This is a genomic window from Microbacterium sp. (genome assembly GCF_030149085.1).
GTDB lineage: Bacteria > Actinomycetota > Actinomycetes > Actinomycetales > Microbacteriaceae > Microbacterium.
Genome location: NZ_JASBSF010000085.1, coordinates 1 through 13,168, shown reverse-complemented (window position 1 = coordinate 13,168; position 13,168 = coordinate 1). Strand labels below are relative to the sequence as shown.

The window sequence follows — 13,168 nt, the reverse complement described above, 5'->3', positions numbered from 1 at the left end:
ACCGCCTTTCAGCCGGTTCTTGAGCTTGGCATCTACGCTAGTCGCACGAATGATCGCACCCGCGGGCCCCACCTGAATCGCCTTACGCCGGTCGCGAACGACGGCCGAGAGGATGACGTGGCGCTGTTCGACGAGAACGTAACGGTGACGCCTGCGCGGCGGACGCCCATCAGTCGCCGCACGCGCGTGGGACTGTGGGCACTGGTGGTCGCGCTGCTGGCTTTGCTGGCGATGTCGTTCTTGCCCACCGCGTACGTCATCGAGCTTCCCGGCCCGGTATACACCACGCTCGGCAGCGTCACCACGAGCGACGGTGAGGAGGTTCCGCTCATCGAGGTTTCGGGAGCCGAGACCTATCCGACCTCCGGAGCCTTGGACCTCCTGACCGTGCAGATCGCGGGAAGCCCCGAGCGTCGGCCATCATGGTTCGATCTCGCTGTCGCCTGGTTCGACCCCTCCCGCGCTGTCGTGCCGATCGAGTCGGTCTTCCCCGAGGGGCAAACCAGTGAGGAGCGCAGCGAGCAATCAGCCGCTCTCATGGTCGACTCCCAAGAGGAAGCCACAGCGGCAGCGCTCACCGAGCTTGGCTACGACGTCGGCAGGCAGGTGTCGGTCGTCTCTGTCGGTGAGGATGCCGCAGCAAACGGCATCCTGGAAGAAGGCGATGTCGTGCTGCGCGCCGACGGCGAGCCGGTGACCGATGCCGCGGCCCTGCGCGAGCAGGTGCAGCAGGGCGGTGGGGCTCCGCTGAGCCTTGACATCCTGCGCGATGGAAAGCCCCTGACGGTCGAGGTCACGCCGGCCGCCACCACCGTGGACGGCCAAACGATGTGGCTCATCGGAATCACCCTCATCACCGACTATGACTTTCCGATCGACGTCACGATCCAGCTGAACAACGTCGGTGGGCCGAGCGCGGGGATGATGTTCGCTCTGGGAATCATGGACACGCTGACGCCCGGCAACCTCAACGGCGGCCAGAACGTCGCGGGGACCGGCACGATCACTGCTGACGGGACAGTCGGGCCGATCGGCGGCATCCAGCAGAAGATGTGGGGTGCCTACCGAGCGGATGCCGACTACTTCCTCGCGCCCGCCGCCAACTGCTCGGAGGTCGTGGGTGAGATTCCCGGCGACCTGCAGGTGTTCTCGGTTCAAACTCTCGATGACGCGCTGACCGTTCTCGACACGATCAGTTCGGGCGGAGACCTGGCGCAGCTTCCGACCTGCGAGTGAGTGCCGGGCCGAACAGGCAGGGTCGCTCAGAGCGAACAGGATCAGGGCATCTGCACGGCGATCGCTCAGAACCTGCCGCCTAGGATGAAACGGTGACCACGACCTCAGCGCCGAACAGGGCCACGCCTTCGCCGTCCCGCCGCATCCTCGCCATCTCCCTTGCGATCATCGCCGCGCTCGTTGTCGGCTTCTTCATCTTCGCGAGCCTGTACGCGGATTGGCTCTGGTACGACCAGCTCGGATTCCAGGAGGTCCTGGTCACGCAGTGGGTAGCCCGCGTGATCATGTTCGTCATCGGCTTCCTCGGGATGGCGGTTCCGGTCTGGGTCACCATTCAGCTCGCCTACCGGTTGCGACCGGTCTACGTGCGGCTGAGTTCGCAGCTGGATCGCTACCAAGAAGTCGTCGAGCCGCTGCGTCCCCTGGCGATGTGGGGGATTCCCGTCTTCTTCGGCTTCTTCGCGGGATTCGCGGCATCCACGCAATGGCAGACGACCTGGTTGTGGCTCAACGGCGTTGCCACCGATGTGACGGATCCGATCTTCAATCTCGACACCGGCTTCTACATGTTCGCCATGCCGTTCTACAGCGCGCTGCTCGGCTTCGTCTCGGCGGTCCTGCTGGTGAGCCTGCTGGTGACCGTGGTCGTGTCCTACCTCTACGGCTCTGTCCGGGTGGGCCAGCGCGAACTGCGCATCTCGAAGTCCGCTCGTATTCAGATTGCCGTGATCGCGGGACTCTACGTCTTGGTGCAGGGTGTGAGCCTGTGGCTGGATCGCTACCTGCTGATGGTCCAAAACGATGACCGCATCACCGGGCCCGCCTACACGAGCGTCAACGCTGTCATTCCGGGTCTGTCGATCCTGGCCATCAGTGCGATCGTCGTTGCGATCCTCTTCTTCGTCACCGCCATCATCGGCCGCTGGCGGTACCCGCTGGTTGCCACTGCGGTGCTCGTGGTCGCAACGGTCGTGGTCGGTGTCGGCTATCCCTGGGTGGTCAACACGTTCCAGGTGACCCCGAACAAGATCAACTACGAGGCGCAGTACTACCAGTACAACATCGACGCCACGAAGGCCGCCTACGGTGTCAGCGGTCTCGAGCAGATGGAGTTCTCGGCGGCAACCGATGCCGAGGCCGGGCAGTTGCGTGAGGATGCTGCAACGACGGCTCAGATCCGCATCATGGACCCGACAATCATCCCTCCGACTGTGCGGCAGCTCGAGCAGTACCGTGCGTACTACCAGTTCCACAATCCGCTCGACGTCGACCGCTATGAGATCGACGGCCAGTCGCAGGACACCGTCGTCTCGGTGCGCGAACTCGACGTGAACCAGCTGGATGCCGCGGCGCAGACCTGGCAGAACACGAGCCTCATCTACACCCACGGTTACGGGCTCGTGGTCGCCAAGGGTAACGACCGCACCACCGAGGGTGAGCCGGTCTTCCTTGAGCGCGGCATCCCCGCTGCGGGGTTCCTCTCCGATCAGGAGGACTTCGAGCCGCGCGTCTACTTCGGTGAGATGTCGCCGCAGTACTCGATCGTCGGGGCCCCCGAGGGGACGGCGCCCATTGAGCTTGACTACCCGACCGGCTCCTCGGAAGGCTCCGGCGACGTCAAGACGACGTTCGAAGGAAACGGCGGCCCGAGCGTCGGAAGCGTCTTCAACCGTCTGATCTACGCGCTGAAGTTCCAGTCCGAGCAGATCCTCTTCTCTGACGACATCAACGAGGATTCGCAGATCCTGTACGACCGGGACCCGGCGACGCGCGTGCAGAAGGTCGCGCCGTATCTGCAGCTGGACTCCGATCCGTACCCGAGCGTCGTCGATGGTCGCATCGTGTGGATCATCGACGGCTACACCCGTAGCGCGAACTACCCGTACTCGTCGACGGTGAGCCTGCAGGAAGCGATCTCGGACTCGAACACCGCTCAGCAGCGGTTCGGTCTGGACAACATCAACTACATCCGCAACTCGGTGAAGGCCACCGTCGACGCGTACGACGGATCGGTGACCCTGTACGCGTGGGATGAGACCGACCCGGTGCTACAGACGTGGCAGAAGGTCTACCCTTCGACGCTCAAGCCGATCTCTGACATGTCGGCAGACCTCATGAGCCACGTGCGGTACCCGACCGATCTGTTCAAGGTGCAGCGCGCGATCCTCGGTGTCTACCACGTGAGCGATGCGCAGTCGTTCTACCAGCGCGACAACGCCTGGGAGACGCCGAACGACCCGCAGAACGACTCTGAGCTCCAGCCGCCGTATTACCTGACGATGCAGATGCCGGGTCAAACCTCGCCGACGTACTCGATGTTCACGACGTTCATTCCCTCGTCCGAGGCGGGGAACGCCCGAAACGTGCTCATGGGCTATCTGGCGGTTGACTCGAACGCGGGAGCCACTGCGGGTGCGCCCAGTGACGACTACGGCAAGCTGCGCATGCTCGTGATCTCTGCTGACACGACGGTGCCCGGCCCCGGACAGGTTCAGAACACCTTCAACGCCGACCCGCTGATCTCGTCGCAGATCAACCTGCTGAAGCAGGGACAGTCCGACGTGCTGAACGGAAACCTCCTCACCCTTCCCGTGGGCGGTGGACTGCTGTACGTCCAGCCGGTCTTCGTGCAGTCATCGGGGGCGACAAAGCTTCCGACCCTGCAGAAGGTGCTCGTGTCGTTCGGTAACGACATCGCGTTCGAAGACACCCTGTCCGAAGCTCTCGACGCCCTGTTCGGCGGCGACGCCGGTGCCACCGGTGGTGACAGCGATGTGACGCCCACGCCGGGAGCTACGACGCAGCCGACGCCCGAGCCGAGCCCGACGGAGACGACGACACCGACCGAGCCGACGGATGCCTACCAGGTGGCGCTGCAGGAGGCTCAGCAGGCCATGCTCGACCGGGACGCGGCTTTGAAGGCTGGCGATCTGACGGCATTCGCCGAGGCTGACGCGAGGCTGACGGCGGCGGTGGAGCAGCTGATCGCCCTGGGCGCACAGTAGGCGCGCTCAGGCGGTCAGGATCCACCACCAGATCAGCAGCAGCGTCACCACGAAGCCGGCGAACTGGTTGATCCAGAGAAATCGGCGCCATCCGATGGTGGCACGTTCGGCGTCGGCGTCACGGATCGATCGGTACGGCCAGACCGCGACGAGGTACGGGATGGCGGCGATCGCGGACAGCGGTCCCGGCCACGCCGTGCCGAGCATGACGAGCCCGGAGAGGGCGTAGCAGACGAGGGCGAACCTCACCGTCCACCGCGCCCCGCGGGCCGTGGCGATCGACGAGATTCCCGCTTCCCGGTCGGCCACGACATCCTGGACGGCGCCGAACGCGTGCGAGGCGACACCCCACAGGCCGAAGGCCAGGATGATGAGTCCGAGCTGCCACGTCCAGGTCGCCCCGGCCAGGACCAGACCGTAGACGGCGGGGGAGAAGAAGTGGATGCTGCTGGTGACGGAGTCGGCGAAGGGCCGCTCCTTCAAGCGCAGCGGCGGGGCACTGTAGAACACCACGAAGAACAGGCTGAGGGCGAGGACCAGCCACGATAGTGGTGACCCGACGATGGCCAGATAGATCACGAACGGGGTGCACGACAGGCCTGCAGCCCACAGGGTGATGGGGTGCATCCGTCGATCGAGGACCGCGCCGTGGGCGCCGCCCTTGCGCGGATTGCGGAGATCCGACTCATAGTCGAACACGTCGTTGATCCCGTACATCGCGAGGTTGTAGGGGATGAGGAAGAACAGGGTGCCGATGACGACAGTCGCGTCGATGTGCCGGGTTGTCAGGAGGTAGGCGGCAGCGAACGGGTAGGCGGTGTTGATCCAGCTGACCGGGCGCGACGAGACGAAGAGTTCGCGGATCACTCGCCCGGGCCCGAGAGTTGGCTCAGCGCTGCTCACGAGTGACCCCCGTGCGAGCTTTGGGTAGCAGGACATAAACGGCAGGCACGAGGTAGGCGGCGCAGATCGCGTACGAGAAGTCCTCGATTGGTGCGACCCCGATGCGGATGCCACTCGAGGTGCCCTCGGGATAGGCGACGAGCCCCGCGGAAATGATCACGTTGTCGAAGATCGCGGTGAGGATGACGAGAACGGCGGCGCTGATCGTCGATGCCAGCATCCGGCGTTTCATGCCCGGCTGCGTCGCCGACAGCAGCGTCACGACAAGCGTGAATAGCGCGAACGGAATGATGATGAGCGCGTACGTCATTGCTCACTCACCGCCCCGTCCGCGCTCGACCGCGCGGTGCGGGAGTCGATGTAGCGGAGCGCGCCGGCATAGATCACGAGCCCCAGGTAACACAGGAACGCGAGGAAGAAGGGCTCTTCCAGGGGAAGCTCGGGTGCGAGGTCGATCCCGATGAACAGGCCACTGTCCCCCTTGATGAACGCGCGGGTGAGGATGCCGACGGCATCCCACGCGAGAAAGAACATCACCCCGATGGCGACAGCTGCGAGCGTCCGAACAGGCGCAGCGAAGGCTGCCAGTCGCCAGCGCGCGTCGATCACGGCAATCCCTGCCGCAGACACCAGGATCGCCAGGAGATACAGACCCGGCATCTCAGACGGCCGCCGGCTCGGCAATCGGCCCCGGGGAGCGGTCACCGCGCAGGCGCTTGACGACGAGCTCGGCCGAGATCAGGCACATCGGTAGTCCGATTCCCGGCAGCGCCGACGCTCCCGCGTAGGCGAGGGAATCGACCTTCTTCGAGGCGTTGCGGGGGCGGAACACGGCACTCTGGCGCAACGTGTGTGCAAGGCCCAGTGCGTTGCCGCGCCACGCATGGAAGTCGTGTTCGAAGTCTCCGGGTGCGATCGTGCGGCGAACGGTTATCCGTTCCGCAAGGTCCGGGATGTTGCACCACTGAGAGATCTGCGCGATGACGCGATCGGCGGCGGCTTCGATGCGTGGCGAGCCGCTGCGGTCGACACCGCCGTGTCCGAGGCTCGGGTCTGCGGGAATGGGAACCAGGACGAAGAGGTTCTCGCTGCCTTCGGGAGCGACTGTCGGGTCGGTCGCGGAGGGCTTGCAGACATAGATCGATGCCGGGTCGGGGATGCGGGTGTGATCCCCGAAGATGTCATCGAAGTTCGAGCGCCAGTCCTCGGTGAACAGCAGCGTGTGGTGGGCGAGCTGCGGCAGTTCGCCCTCGACTCCCAGGAGCAGGAGCAGTGCGCCGGGGCTCGGCGTGCGCTTGTCCCACCACTGCTGCGGGTAGGTGCGAAGCGGCGCGGGAAGCAGCTGCGTTTCCGTGAAGTGAAGGTCTGCCGAGGAGACCACCAGGCCGGCATCCACCCGGCGCCCGTCCGCGAGCGTGATTCCCGTTGCCTGGGCGCGCCCGCCGGCGGTGGGGGTTGTGACGATCGAGGTGACCTCGGCGCCCGTTTCGATGGACACGCCTGCCCCCCGCGCGACGCGCTCGACGGCGCGGATGACTTCGTAGAGCCCTCCTTGCGGGTAGAGCACGCCGTCCGCGAGATCCAGGTGGCTCATGAGGTGGTAGAGGCTGGGCACCCCGTACGGGGAGCCGCCGAGAAACACCGCCGGGTAGCCCAAGACCTGCTGGAGCCGTTTGTCGGAGAAGCGGCGTTCGACGTGACGCGAGAGCGTCGTTGTCAGCAGGGGCGCGAGCTGCGGCACGCGACGCAGCAGCGCGGGGTCGCGAAGACCCGCTGTCCTCTCGTACGTGTCATACAGGAACCGCGTAACCGCGAGATCGTAGGCATCCTTTGCCGAGTCGAGGTACTCGGCAAGGGCAGCTCCCGCTCCCGGTTCGATGCTTTCGAACAGCTGTGTGGAAAGTTCTCGGCCTGAGCGGATGTCGATCGGATCGCTCGCGGTGCCGGCTGGCGGCTCACTGTAGACGCGGTAGGCGGGGTCCAGGCGCACGAGGTTGAGCTGCTCGGCGGTACTCGTCCCGAGCAGCCGGAAGAAGTGGTCGAACACCTCGGGCATGAGGTACCAGCTGGGTCCGGTGTCGAAACGGAAACCGTCAGCCTCCCAGACTCCGGCGCGACCGCCGACCTGCTCGCGGGCCTCGAACAGGCTCACCGACCATCCCTCGCGGGCGAGAAGCGCGGCAGTAGCCAGGCCCGCGATCCCGCCTCCGATAACGACCGCTGTTCCTGCGTCTTTCGGTGCCCTCGGCGTGTGGGCGCTAGCTGTCTCGCTCATGCGGACTCCTCATTCCTGGGCTGGTCGATTCGGGGCGACGTGATCGGCGCTCCCGGCCCTCACGTGCCGGTGCGGCGTGGCGCGACCCCCACCAGGGCGCGGGCGATGAGCCCTGCCTTGACGATATCGGGCACGCGCACCCGAACGGTCGGTGCGGGGTCGGCTCGGAGCCGGCGCGAGAGCTCGGCAAACAGGTCGTGTGCCGCGATCACGGCGCGCCGACAGTCAGCTGGCAGTTGGGGGATAACCGCGGCAGCAGCGGCGAGGTCAGCATCGATCCGGTCGAGGATCGCTTCACGGTCATGATCACCTGTCGCGATGCCGAGATAGTCACGTCCGAGCGTTGCCTCGTCGTGGTCCAGGTCGCGCAGGAAGTTGACGTCCTGGAAGGCAGCGCCCAGACGCCTGGCGCCGTCGACCAGTTCGGGCGTGGGACCGGACGGTGAGGGCTGGCCGGCATTGACGAAAACCTGCAGGCACATGAGTCCGACGACCTCGGCCGATCCGTACACATACGAGTCGTGGGAGGCGTCGTCGTGGGAGGCGACGGTGAGGTCGGTTCGCATCGATGCAAAAAAAGGATCGATGAGGTCGGCGCCGATGACGCACTCGCGTGCGGTGCGTGCGAAGGCGTGCACCACGAGGTTGCTGCTGAAACGCCTCTCGATCGCGCCCATCGTCTCTTCCTGTAGCGCATCGAGGAGGGCAGCGGCTTGCGTGGCATCCAAGCCCGCTTCGATGGCGGGGCCGTCGACAATCTCATCGGCGACGCGCACGAGGGCGTAGATGTTGCGCACGTGCGTGCGGGCTCGGGATCCGAGGAGGCGCGTGGCCATGCCGAACGAGGTCGAGTACGCCGCGATCACGGCGGCGGCAGCCTCGTCGGCTGCGTTGTCGTAGAGGGCGATTCCTGTCGGCTGATGGCTCACGGAATGCGCTCCTCCACTGCCGCGGCGAGCGTGTCGGCCAAGGTCACCGCACGAGGCGGGAGCGTCGAGCGGGAGGCGCGTCGTCGCACATCCGAGAGGTTCTCGGCGATGAGCTGATGAAGTCTTTCCCGGGCGCCGCTGGCTTCGAGAGCGGATTGAGCGTGTCGGATCGCGATCGGACCGGTATGGGCAACGGCGAGCGTGCTGGTCACCAAGGGCCACTGTGCGCTCTCGCGGGCGAGTGCGATGAGTGGCGTTCGCTTGGACTCGCGGAGGTCGCTTCCGGCAGCTTTGCCGGCTTGTTCCGCAGTGCCGAACGCGCCGATGAGGTCATCGACCAGTTGGAATGCCAGGCCCAGGGACCCACCGATGCGTTCGAGGTCGGCGATCCAGGTCGATGGTGCGCCGGCGAGTATCGCACCGGCGCACAAGGGGGCGGTGAACGAGTACACGGCGGTCTTGTTGTAGGTGGCGGCGAGAATATCCGCCTGTTCCGCGAGGTCGGGGGCCACGCTGTTCTCGACGTCGGCGAGTTCTCCGGCTGCCGAAACGAAGACCGCGTCGTCGAGCAAGTCAAGCAGCCGGGCCCGTTGTGAGTCGGGGACTTCGGCCAGCGCCACCATGCGGGTCGCTTCGTGAAGCAGCAGGTCTCCGGCGAGGATCGCCGCAGCATCCCCGAGCAGCGCGGCGCCCTTTGCGTCAGCGCCCTGCGTCTTCGCTCGAATGCGGAATCGACCGGCGACGTTGGGTACGCCTCGCCTGGTGACGTCATGGTCGATGACGTCGTCGTGGATGACGAATGCGCTATGCAGCAGCTCGAAGGCTGCGGCGACCGAGGGCAGGCTCGGTGCGCGCTGCAGGTCGCCGCCGACCGCGAGAAAGGATGCCACGACGAGCTGCGGCCGCAGGCGCTTGCCGCCGGCGGTCGCGCTGCTCACGGCTGCCGTGAGCGCCGACATGGACTCTCCCTGTGTCGTCGCCCGTGCGGCAAGTCGCGCGAGGGCGTCGTCGATAGCGGTGTCGACGGCGATGCGGGCGGCGTCGGGAATCATGACGCTCTTCGCTGCAATTGCGGCGATTCGAAGAGGCGGAGTTGCTGTGACTGCAAGACGAGCCACGGGCTGAAGGCCCACGGAGTGGTGATCAGCGACGCGCCGAGCTCGTCAGGATCCACCCAGCGCGCCTCGGCGACCTCGAGCGGGTTCGGCGCCACTTCGTCGTCGGTGCGTGCGATGTATACGGGGCAAATCTCGTTCTCAACGATTCCGCCCGCATCGACCGCGCGGTAGCGGAAGAGGGGGAGCGCGAGCTCAATGTCTGTCAGACGGATGCCGAGCTCGAACTCGCCGCGACGCTGAACTGCCGACAGCAGCGGCTCTGCAGGCCGGGGGTGACCGCAGAACGAGTTGGTCCATACGCCCGGCCAGGTCTTCTTGTCGAGTGCTCGGCGAGTGACGAGAACCTGGCCGTCGGCGTTGAGGACATGGCACGAAAAAGCGAGATGGAGGGCGGTTTCGGTGCCATGCACACTGCTCTTCGGGGCGGTGCCTACCGGGTTGCCGTCGTCGTCCAGCAAGACCACATGGTCGCCATCCGTCATTGCTCCTCCTCCTATATCGCTAGTTTAGCTAGCGATATCTCCCGTCTGATGATAACAAGGAGTGGAAAGGGGTGTCCATCATGACCACGCCGTGGGTTCCGCAGACTCCACACCAGCAGGCTGTGCTGGAGGTTCTGCTGAGCATCCGTGCGCTCAATGATGCCATGGACCGCATGAACGGCGGCATGAAAGATGACATGGACATGAACGCGACGGATCTCGCGGCCTTGCGCATGATGATCGTGCGAGAGCAGCGGGGCGACTCCGTGAGCCCGCACGAGGTCGCGAAGCACCTGCGAATATCGACGGCTTCGACGACGAAGCTGCTGGACCGGCTGGAGAGTGCCGGCTATATCGAGCGACACCCGCATCCCCGTGATCGCCGGGCGCGCATCCTGACGTTGACCGCGCACTCGCGGGCGACCTTCTTCAAGCACTTCTCCGAGCACCTCGAGCAGATGCGTCGCGTGACGGAGCCGTATACGGAGGATGAGCTGAAGCTCATTGGGCGGTACTTGAGCGACGTGAGCCAGGCGATTGACCCCAGCTGAGCTCACCTCGGTGCGCTGCCGGAGCAATGCAGAAGGCCCCGGATCTTGTGGATCCGGGGCCTTCTCTTGGTTGCGGGGGCAGGATTTGAACCTACGACCTCTGGGTTATGAGCCCAGCGAGCTACCGAGCTGCTCCACCCCGCGGCACAAGAGATAACACTAGCACGGGTTTCGCAGGCCGTCCAACCGAGCCCCGGCACAGGGAGGACGAATACCTCGCGCGCGGCGTTCCCGCAGGCGCCAGGAAGCCCCTCGAACGCGATCGGCAGCCCCACAGACCACCTCTACCGAGGGTGCAGCATGTGCACACTTCGGGGGACAGAACTGTCGATGCGCCACAGCGGATCCAGGAGTTCTCACGAGGCATCCACCATCATTTGTCAGGAGTCTTTCCAAACTCCGCTCGCCTTGCTAGCTTCCTGCGGAACGTCGCCCATCGCTCGCCGCAGCCGCGGCGCGACGACGACGGATCACCCAGCGCCCGTTCCGATCGATGAGGATCCCATGACACGACGCAGACTGCTCCACCCGCTCGCCGCCCTCGGCGCGGCCACCGCCATGGTCGCGGTCGCCGCCGCAGCGCCGGCCGCCGCCAAGCCGCACCATCAGCCGAGCGGCCCGGAGGAGATCAACGGCTACCGCGCCGTCGGCTACCTGATGGCCGATTCCCCCGTCACCCGGGACGTGCAGGTCAAGGACCTGTTCACCACCGGGGCGATCGAGGACGTCACCCACCTGAACTACGCCTTCGGCAACGTCACCTCGAACCTCAGGTGCGAGATCACGAACGTGCCCGGCGAGGGCGACGCCTACAACGACTACCTGCGCCTCGTCGGCCCGCAGGACTCCGTCGACGGCAAGAACGACAAGACGAACAAGCACCAGCGCATCGCCGGCAACTTCAACCAGCTGCGCAAGCTCAAGGAGCGCAGCCCGGACACGAAGGTGCTCATCTCCCTCGGCGGGTGGACCTGGTCCGACCACTTCTCGGAGGCTGCCGCGACCCCCGAGCGCCGCACCGCGCTCGTCTCGTCGTGCATCGACGTGTACCTGAAGGGCGACCTGCCTCAGATCGGCACCTTCGGCGGCCCCGGCGCCGCTGCCGGGATCTTCGACGGCATCGACATCGACTGGGAATGGCCGGTGAACGGCGGCGAGACGGGCAACGCCTCCCCCGCGGACCGCGAGAACTTCCTCGCGCTCATGGAGGAGTTCCGCGCCCAGCTCGACGCCTACGGCGAGCAGACCGGCGAGGACTACCTCCTCACCGCGTTCGCCCCCGCCGGCGGCTGGAACACGAACGCGGGCGGCTGGACCGACCCCCGGCTCTTCGAGGTCGTCGACTGGCTCAACATCCAGGGCTACGACTACGCGGGCGGATGGACCGGGAACACCGGCCATCAGGGCAACCTCCACCCCGACGGGACGAACAACTGGGGGCTCGCCCTCGACAACGCCGTCGGCCTGTACACCGCGGCCGGCGCCGACCCGGCCCAGCTGAACATCGGTCTCGCCGCCTACGGGCAGGGCTGGAGCGGCGTGACCGTCGGGGACCGGGCGGGCTGGACGCCCGACCCGGCGGTGACGGCGATCGGCACGAAGCCGTACTTCGAGATCCGTTCGCTCGGGCAGGGGTACTTCGACCCGGCGATCGGCGCATCGTGGCGCTACGACGCCGCGAGCGGCGAGTGGTGGAGTCTCGACGACGCGAACTCGGTGCGCGCGAAGGCCGCCTGGCTCGCCGAGCAGGGCCTCGGCGGCGCCATGTGGTGGGACCTCTCGGGCGACTATCGCAACGAACTCGGCGGGGCGCTCGGCGACGCGCTGCGCGACGCCGAGGAGGGCCCGCTCGACTGAGCGCGCACCTACCCGGAGGGGTCGCGACGTCGTCGCGGCCCCTTCTGCCGTGCCGGACCGGAGCCCGGTTCAGGGAGCCAGGGCGACGAGCTCCATGCTGAGCGGCGCCCAGCGCGTGCCCGGCCAGCCGTAGAGGCCGTGCCCCTGCGGCACCGTCGCCGGGAAGATGCGCCACGGCACCTGGTAGTGCTCGGCGAACTCCTCGACCGTGAGCCCGGCCTCGCGCAGGCCGCCGAGCACCTCGCTCAGCGGGTGCATCCACTCCCAGGTGCGCGTGTGCTGCAGGCGCGCCTCGGGATCGGCGTAGTCCTCCCCGCTGTCGACCACGTCCGGCTCGTCGCCCGCGTACGCGTAGCGCAGGCTGGGCAGGCCGTCGGGGCCGTCGTCGCCGTCGAGCATGTACGCGGCCGGATGCCCGTCGGCGAAGTAGAGCCGTCCGCCGGGCTTCAGATACCAGGCGACGATGCGCGCCCACTCGGCCACGTCGGGCAGCCAGCCGATCGTGCCCCACGTGGTGAACACGAGGTCGAACGACTCGGGCTCGGGCAGCATGTGCCGGGCATCGTAGACATTCGCCTCGATGAAGCGGGCGCGCTCGGCGAGGCCGAGCTCCTCCGCCATCCGCCTGGCCTCCTCGACCGCCGGCTGCGAGAAGTCGATGCCGACGACGGTCGCCCCGAGCTGCGCGAGCGACAGCGAGTCGGAGCCGAAGTGGCACTGCAGGTGCAGCACCCGCACGCCCTCGAGCCCATCGGGGAACAGCCGCTCGATGCCGGCAGCCGCGATGGGGTCGAGCAGGCTGCCGCCCGCGC

12 protein-coding genes and 1 tRNA gene are annotated in these 13,168 nt (G+C 66.5%); 4 read left to right on the top strand and 9 right to left on the bottom strand.

The genetic code is table 11. The features are described from left to right. On the top strand, nucleotides 1-1,236 hold a 1,236-nt coding region (locus Q1V87_RS03625), incomplete at its 5' end, for a S16 family serine protease (RefSeq protein WP_366945400.1). 92 nt (nucleotides 1,237-1,328) lie between these two features. After that, on the top strand, nucleotides 1,329-4,241 hold the full coding sequence (locus Q1V87_RS03620; RefSeq protein ID WP_300590866.1) for a UPF0182 family protein: 2,913 nt from the start codon (nucleotides 1,329-1,331) through the stop codon (nucleotides 4,239-4,241). Between the two features lie 6 nt (nucleotides 4,242-4,247). Here Q1V87_RS03620 and Q1V87_RS03615 read toward each other — a convergent pair whose 3' ends face one another. From Q1V87_RS03615 to idi, 7 genes are read right to left on the bottom strand one after another with little or no spacing between them, the layout of a single operon-like run. Continuing rightward, complete coding sequence (locus Q1V87_RS03615; protein ID WP_300590865.1) at nucleotides 4,248-5,144, bottom strand: prenyltransferase; 897 nt, start codon at nucleotides 5,142-5,144, stop codon at nucleotides 4,248-4,250. Then, the gene (locus Q1V87_RS03610) at nucleotides 5,131-5,454 is read right to left on the bottom strand and encodes a lycopene cyclase domain-containing protein (RefSeq protein WP_300590863.1); all 324 of its coding nucleotides are present in this window, start codon (nucleotides 5,452-5,454) and stop codon (nucleotides 5,131-5,133) included. Before Q1V87_RS03610 ends, Q1V87_RS03615 begins: the two co-directional genes overlap by 14 nt. Then, the gene (locus Q1V87_RS03605) at nucleotides 5,451-5,804 is read right to left on the bottom strand and encodes a lycopene cyclase domain-containing protein (protein ID WP_300590862.1); all 354 of its coding nucleotides are present in this window, start codon (nucleotides 5,802-5,804) and stop codon (nucleotides 5,451-5,453) included. The genes Q1V87_RS03610 and Q1V87_RS03605 overlap by 4 nt, the downstream gene beginning before the upstream one ends. 1 nt (nucleotide 5,805) lies before the next feature. Further along, a complete protein-coding gene (gene crtI / locus Q1V87_RS03600) occupies nucleotides 5,806-7,419 on the bottom strand; it encodes a phytoene desaturase family protein (protein ID WP_300590861.1) in 1,614 nt (537 codons plus the stop codon). Nucleotides 7,420-7,478: 59 nt separating this feature from the next. Beyond that, a complete protein-coding gene (locus tag Q1V87_RS03595) occupies nucleotides 7,479-8,348 on the bottom strand; it encodes a squalene/phytoene synthase family protein (protein ID WP_300590860.1) in 870 nt (289 codons plus the stop codon). Further along, the gene (locus Q1V87_RS03590) at nucleotides 8,345-9,400 is read right to left on the bottom strand and encodes a polyprenyl synthetase family protein (RefSeq protein WP_300590859.1); all 1,056 of its coding nucleotides are present in this window, start codon (nucleotides 9,398-9,400) and stop codon (nucleotides 8,345-8,347) included. Before Q1V87_RS03590 ends, Q1V87_RS03595 begins: the two co-directional genes overlap by 4 nt. Beyond that, on the bottom strand, nucleotides 9,397-9,948 hold the full coding sequence (gene idi, locus Q1V87_RS03585; RefSeq protein ID WP_300590858.1) for an isopentenyl-diphosphate Delta-isomerase: 552 nt from the start codon (nucleotides 9,946-9,948) through the stop codon (nucleotides 9,397-9,399). Before idi ends, Q1V87_RS03590 begins: the two co-directional genes overlap by 4 nt. Nucleotides 9,949-10,028: 80 nt before the next feature. On the opposite strand from idi, the gene Q1V87_RS03580 reads away from it, so the two are divergent. Beyond that, nucleotides 10,029-10,499 carry a MarR family transcriptional regulator gene (locus Q1V87_RS03580; protein ID WP_300590857.1) on the top strand — a complete coding sequence of 157 codons (471 nt, stop codon included), beginning with the start codon at nucleotides 10,029-10,031 and terminating at the stop codon, nucleotides 10,497-10,499. Between the two features lie 67 nt (nucleotides 10,500-10,566). Here Q1V87_RS03580 and Q1V87_RS03575 read toward each other — a convergent pair. Continuing rightward, a tRNA-Met gene (locus Q1V87_RS03575) sits at nucleotides 10,567-10,643 on the bottom strand. A 360-nt stretch (nucleotides 10,644-11,003) separates the two neighbouring features. On the opposite strand from Q1V87_RS03575, the gene Q1V87_RS03570 reads away from it, so the two are divergent. Then, nucleotides 11,004-12,356 (top strand): glycoside hydrolase family 18 protein, encoded by a 1,353-nt coding sequence (locus Q1V87_RS03570; RefSeq protein ID WP_300590856.1) that lies wholly within the window; start codon nucleotides 11,004-11,006, stop codon nucleotides 12,354-12,356. A 69-nt stretch (nucleotides 12,357-12,425) separates the two neighbouring features. Here Q1V87_RS03570 and Q1V87_RS03565 read toward each other — a convergent pair. Continuing rightward, the coding region (locus Q1V87_RS03565) for a bifunctional 2-polyprenyl-6-hydroxyphenol methylase/3-demethylubiquinol 3-O-methyltransferase UbiG (RefSeq protein ID WP_300590855.1) at nucleotides 12,426-13,168 on the bottom strand (743 nt) is incomplete at its 5' end.